The sequence below is a fragment of the Levilactobacillus tujiorum genome, from assembly GCF_012641185.1.
GTDB lineage: Bacteria > Bacillota > Bacilli > Lactobacillales > Lactobacillaceae > Levilactobacillus > Levilactobacillus tujiorum.
The window spans coordinates 1-6,171 of the sequence record NZ_JAAXLK010000025.1; the positions used below are offsets into that span (position 1 = coordinate 1).

Consider the following 6,171-nt stretch of genomic DNA (forward strand, 5'->3'; position numbering starts at 1 on the left):
TGATACCATCAAAATTTAGAGTCTCAATACATAGTAAGCAAGATCAAAAGCCGTCAGTTTTTGAAAAACATGAAAACTGACGACTTTTTTGAAAGGTATGAATAATTCAGGTTACCTCAATTCTTTTTACTTTTAGTAGCTACTAGAAGTAAGGTATCAAATCGAAACACAGCTGTCAACGTATAGATTATTAATACCGTTAAATAGGAATTTTGTCATTATGATCCGAAAAATACATAACATTTTTTCAACTATATTTTAACCATGTTGTAAACCAACGCATAAATGCCGAAGAGACCCCCTCCGCCCTACTTAGAACATTAAAAGCAAATCAGCATTACTCAATAAGTCCTTTTCATCATTATACTTGCTCCCCCGAGCGAAATCGTTGACGCCCTTCAGCAAAAGATGGTATGCTAGTAAAACGTAATTGTTACTATATAGATAAAAAGGAGCGTCATTTATTCATGGCTAAAAAGTCAAAGATTGCTAAGGAAAAACGGATTGAAGCCACGGTTGCTAAGTATGCCGACCGGCGCGCTGAACTTAAAGCGGCAGGCGACTATGCTGCGTTGGCTCTATTACCTCGTAACGCGTCGCCTGTGCGCGTTCACCACCGCGATCATCTCGATGGTCGTCCCCATGCTTACATGCGTAAATTCGGCATGTCACGGCTTAATTTCCGCCAATTGGCTCACGAAGGTAAGATTCCCGGCGTACGCAAGGCGAGTTGGTAGGCTTACCAGTGGCACCACGTTTCAATCGAGCTTTACCTTAATCTCTTAATCATGATCAAAACCCACGTCAACCACGGTGATTATTCCGTTTGACGCGGGTTTTTCATTGCCCTAAACTAAGACCATGCCACAAAAAAGGAGTTTTTAGCATGACAGAAGTCTCAACAGTCATCCGGGAATTTGACGTCTTTGGCAACGGCGGCCAGACCCCTTATGGCATTGACACACCTAAAATCAACGCGCAATTCGTAGGAATCAGTCCTGCCATCGCCTTTGATGCCAACAATCAACCTAAACTCGCACGTCAAAAAGAACGCCAACTCCGCGCCATTGAAGAAGCCATTCGCCACGACTTTCACGATAAGATGGCCGCGCTCGATGGCAATCAACTCAGCCAAAACTTACAGGTTATTCAAGACCTGATCACCACCTTCAAGACTCGCTTGGAGACAGAGCTTCTCGTCGATCAACAACTCGAACTGGAAAGCCTTACGACCAGTGGCGAATGGTTGACCTACTGGCAAGACACGGCCCCATTAGTACAGGCTAAGGCCCACCAACAAGAGAACCTACCACAAGATTTCTAACCAATGATTGGAAATAGCCAGTGTAGATGAAAACACCGCCTTACCGTTCGCCAATTTTGGGCTGGAACGCTGTGGGGAGGACGGCCTAAGCCACAGAACGGTCTTAGGCCTCGCTTTGAGCCGAAAAGGTCACGTCTCAAAGGCGCCATTTGCCAAGAAAATCACTCGGCAAATCCCACGGCTGAGCCCAAAATTGACTCACTCACGGCTGCACACTAGCTATTAATTACCGTTGGCCAAATGGTGACATGCCAAGTGGTCAAGTTAGTCTACGATTCAGAGACTAGCTTAACCGGAGGAGGTCAGAGGTGGAGCCAGCCGTGACGACGGTGTTAGCCGATTCTCGGCTTACAGCGTGGGACGTGTTGGAAGACCGGTGAACTTGCCGGGCTTCCAACCGAGCCGGAGGACCGCTTCTCAGGCCGCAGGCGCTCCCCACAGCAGGCGGAATCTCTGACAGCCGCAGGTGGCGCTTAAGCTACCAGCCTTGTCACTCAACCGCTGGTAAATTTTCAGCAACCTTTAGATTTCGACACAAAAACACCATCTTGCGGGAACTCACAGGTTCCCACCAGATGGTGTTTTTAGTCAGTCGTTTAATTTTAAGCGCAACACATGAGGTGAGTCGTGTAAAATTCGGTGACCGTGGTCATCCCCGACTGACACCCAATCAACGTTAGGCGAGCGTTGATTCAGCTTGAACTTCAACGGGCTTGCCGGCGACGTCAATCGTCAAAGGTTCCCCGCTCATTAACTTGAAGTGAGCCCCTTGAGCATCCACCGTGACTTCGATCAACCGGCCACGGAAGACTTGCCGGAAGGAATAGCTAGTCCAGCTCTTAGGCAGGAATGGGGCATAGTGCAATTGACCATTCCGAACCCGCATCCCAGCGAATCCTTGAACGACAGCAATCCAACCACCCGTCATGGCCGTGATGTGCAGGCCATCCGTCGTATCGTTGTTGTAGTTATCCAAGTCGAGTCGGGCCGTCCGTGAGTACAACTCAACGGCCTTCTCTTCGTAACCCAAGTCAGCCGCTAAAACCGCGTGAATGGCTGGTGACAGACTGGATTCGTGAACCGTCAGGGGTTCGTAGAAGTCAAAGTTAGCCTTCTTCTGTTCCGGTGTAAAGTCATCGATAAAGTCCCAGATTCCTTGCAAGACATCCCCTTGCTTAATATACGGTGACCGCAAGATTTTATCCCAAGACCAGTGCTGATTGATTGGCCGTTGATCAGCTGGGATGGTGCTAGCCGGTTCAATATCTTTATCCAAGAAGCCATCATGCTGAACGAAAATGTTCAAGTCCTTGTCGTACGGTAAGTACATCCGCTCAACAATATCTTGCCACTTGGCCTTTTCCGCATCGGTAACTCCCAGCTTCTGGGCGGTGTCAGCGTCAACCTTACCTAAGACTTCCAGCGTGTACTTCAACGTCCACTGCGCTAACATGTTGGTGTCCCAGTTGTTGTCCACGTTGTTTTCATACTCATCGGCACCCGTGACGCCGTGAATCATGTACTGGTCATTCCGCTTGCTAAAGTGAACCCGGTCGGCCCAGAAGCGCGAAATTTCAGTTAAGACCTTCGCCCCTTCATGCAGGACGTAGGAAGTATCACCAGTGTAACGAGTGTAATTGTAGATGGCAAAGGCAATATCCCCATTCCGGTGAATTTCTTCAAAGGTGATTTCCCATTCGTTGTGGCATTCAATCCCATCGAACGTCACCATTGGGAAGAGTGCCCCCTTCAAGCCTTGCTCTTGAGCATTGACGTAAGCGCCATCCAACTGCTTGTACCGGTACATTAAGAGGTTGCGGGTCACTTCAGGATTGGTGATGCCCAGGTAAACGGGTACCGCAAAGGCTTCAGTATCCCAATACGTGGCGCCACCATACTTCTCTCCGGTGAACCCTTTAGGTCCAATGTTCAAGCGGGCATCTTCGCCATAATAAGTGGAGAAAAGTTGGAATAGGTTGAAACGAATCCCCTGCTGCGATTCATCATCACCGGCAATCTGAACATCGGATTTCTCCCAACGATCCGCCCAGACCTTGGTGTGGGCAGATAACAAGTCAGCGTAACTTTCTTGAGCAACCTGATCGCTCAGTTCATGCATGGCTTGCGTTAATTTTTCTTGTGTGTCGTAGTCTCTGGACGTGACCACGATCACGCGCTTCTCTAATTCTGCTGACGCTTCGGGTGCAAGGCTCTTGGTGTACGCCGTCATGACTTCTTTGTCGTTAGGCTGGGTGACCGCCACGTTATTAAGATCCGTGACCATCCGCATTTCCATCCCTGACATGAAGCGTGGTGTGCCGAATGGATTAGGCGTGGTCTTGGCAATCACACTGCCGCGATCTGCCTGTTGGTCAGTCGCTAGGACGTCCCAGAAGCGTTCATCATAGTTCGCTTCTTCATTCATGACATCGGCATCAATGCTGGGTTTCAACGTGACGTCAACTTTATCGGTCCCCACATTTTTAACCGTGACCTTCTGAACGGAAAGTTCCTGTTGGCTAACACTTAAGAAGCGTTCGAAGGTCAAGGCCACGCGCGTCGTTCCCCGTTCTACCGTAAATGACCGAGTTAAAACGGCACGCTGCATATCGAGATCCAGCGTAAAGTCACTGATCTTATCTTTGGCCAAATCAACGGGCGTCCCATTCAAGTCGATTGGTAACTTGATGAAATTGACGGCATTGACGACCTTACCAAAGTACTTAGGATAGCCGTTCTTCCACCAGCCAACCCGGGTCTTATCTGGATACCAGACACCCCCCAAGTAGATTCCTTGGAGGGAGTCACCACTGTACCCTTCTTCAAAGTCGCCCCGCATACCCATGTAGCCATTTCCAATGCTGGTCATGGATTCTTGCAGACGCTTGTCTTTGGGGTCAAAGGTATGCGTCACGACATTCCACGGTTGTACCTCAAAAATTCGTTTCATGGTTGATTTCTCCTTTTATTTTGATTAAGCTCGGTAAGTTTCTTTAATTGCACCAACGGATAACGCCCCGATGGCCATGATAATGCCGGCTAACAGGAACATGTTGGCTTGGGCACCACCCAATAATGGGAACAATGCGAAGCTGGCCAATGAAGCCACGATTTGTGGTAAACAGATCGACCCGTTGAACAAGCCTAAGTAAGTCCCCATGTGAGCGCCAGACAAAGCGTTGGTAACCATCGTCAATGGGTAAGTGTTCATCGCAGCCCAAGCAATCCCCACTAAGATAAAGGATACAATGAGAATGTACTGGCTGTGAACAAAGAAGACGGAAATGAAGCCGATAGCACCTAGTCCTAAACTACCAGCGTACCCTAACTTGTGCATGCTGTTTGGCAACTTAGCTAAGACATATGACCAAACCACAGCAGCGATGGATTGTACGGCAGCTAAGACCCCGTACCAGTTACCAGCGGCTTGATAGCCAGCTGAAGCTGCGTTGGTCGTGTGCCAAACATTAGAAGCAATCGCACCGGCGGAATAAGTCCACAGGTACTGGAACGCTACCCAGCAGAAGAATTGAACCAACGTTACGGTCCAGAAGACTTTAGGTGCCGACTTCAATAACGTCCACCAGTTACCACCGGTTGCATTGTCCTCTTTAGAAATCCCATGGTACTCGGCATAAGTATCCGGATCATATTCGTGTACCCGGAAAATCGTAAATAAACTCGTAATTACTAACAGTGCCGCCCCTACATAGAAGGCTACCTTAACTGTTGCAGGCACCACGCCTTTAGCAGCGGTATTGGCAATCCCAATGGCCGCAAACAAGAAGGGCAGGATGGCCGCTAACACGGCACCCGTGTTAGACAAGAAGCTTTGAATCCCATAAGCATAACTCTTTTGATCGTCGTTAACCATATCCCCAACCATCATCTTGAAGGGTTGCATGGCGATGTTAGAAGAAAGGTCCAAGAAGGCCACGGTCAAGGCACCGAATAATAGCGCTGCTAGTGACGCATAGCCGAAGCCCATGCTCCCGGAGTTAGGTAATAGACACATCACGATAACCGCCACGATTGTCCCTAACAGTAAGTATGGCAACCGCCGACCACCTAATTTAGGGGCCCAAGTTCGGTCGGAGTAATATCCGACAATCGGTTGCACAATTAGACCTGCCAATGGTGGCAAAATGAAGAACCACCCTAGACTGTTAGGATCGGCTCCAATTGTCTGGAAAATCCGACTCATTTGTGAACTCTGTAAAGTAAAGGCCGTTTGTACCCCTAGGAATCCGAAATTAATCATCCAAATGGTACTGGCCGATAGTGTTGGTAAGCCGTTCTTTTCCTTGGCTACCGCGGCTGAAGTTGATTCGTCTGCCATAATCCAAAACCTCCTCAGGCTTGTGTTACTCTGATAATTGATAAATAATAACTGTCTTCGTGGAATTATTATGACACCGCTTACATAAAAATGCAACCGTTTGCGCAAAAGTTTCTTCGTGCACCTTTTCACACCTGACAGTTAAAAATAGCCCGGCTGTGGGATTTGTTTCCTCCCAGCCGGGCAACAATTTTTTATTTAATTTTTAAGCGGTTGCAAGCTAAGGTCCCCACCCCCGCCAGCATTAGTAGCTGTTGGCACGTTAAAATGGTCGCACTCCGACTTTGATAGAGTTCTACCACAACAATAGTTGGAAGCCGTGGCTACTTAGCGTTTGGGATTCGATTGATAACGACTATAGCTGTCATCACTCCAGTTTCCTAGGCATATGTATCAGCCGTGAGGTCGGCAGATATGGGCTCAGGCGCGTCGTTCTACTTAGTCAGTAAGTGAATTGCTTACTGGCTTAGTAGAAAACCAAGCTTGGAGACTCGGCACTTTCGAGGCT

At 48.4% G+C, this 6,171-nt stretch carries 4 protein-coding genes; 2 read left to right on the forward strand and 2 right to left on the reverse strand.

The features are described from left to right. Positions 1–467 precede the first annotated feature (467 nt). Together rpsN and HF569_RS10780 are read left to right on the forward strand one after the other, a co-directional pair. Positions 468–737: a 30S ribosomal protein S14 gene (gene rpsN / locus HF569_RS10775; protein WP_168850158.1), complete on the forward strand. Its 270-nt coding sequence runs from the start codon at positions 468–470 to the stop codon at positions 735–737. Positions 738–886: 149 nt separating this feature from the next. Further along, entirely contained in the window at positions 887–1,324 is a 438-nt protein-coding gene (locus HF569_RS10780) for a hypothetical protein (protein ID WP_168902426.1), read from the forward strand. Positions 1,325–2,000: 676 nt separating this feature from the next. On the opposite strand, the gene HF569_RS10785 is transcribed toward HF569_RS10780, so the two are convergent. After that, positions 2,001–4,274, reverse strand: a complete 2,274-nt coding sequence (locus HF569_RS10785; RefSeq protein ID WP_168902427.1) for a glycoside hydrolase family 65 protein — start codon at positions 4,272–4,274, stop codon at positions 2,001–2,003. Positions 4,275–4,298: 24 nt separating this feature from the next. After that, the gene (locus HF569_RS10790) at positions 4,299–5,663 is read right to left on the reverse strand and encodes an SLC45 family MFS transporter (RefSeq protein WP_168902428.1); all 1,365 of its coding nucleotides are present in this window, start codon (positions 5,661–5,663) and stop codon (positions 4,299–4,301) included. Positions 5,664–6,171 lie beyond the last annotated feature (508 nt).

Bases quoted from the DNA above. Each gene is read 5' to 3' on its own strand.
- rpsN (WP_168850158.1), top strand. From the start codon at position 468: ATGGCTAAAAAGTCAAAGATTGCTAAGGAAAAACGGATTGAAGCCACG.
- HF569_RS10780 (WP_168902426.1), top strand. From the start codon at position 887: ATGACAGAAGTCTCAACAGTCATCCGGGAATTTGACGTCTTTGGCAAC.
- HF569_RS10785 (WP_168902427.1), bottom strand. From the start codon at position 4,274: ATGAAACGAATTTTTGAGGTACAACCGTGGAATGTCGTGACGCATACC.
- HF569_RS10790 (WP_168902428.1), bottom strand. From the start codon at position 5,663: ATGGCAGACGAATCAACTTCAGCCGCGGTAGCCAAGGAAAAGAACGGC.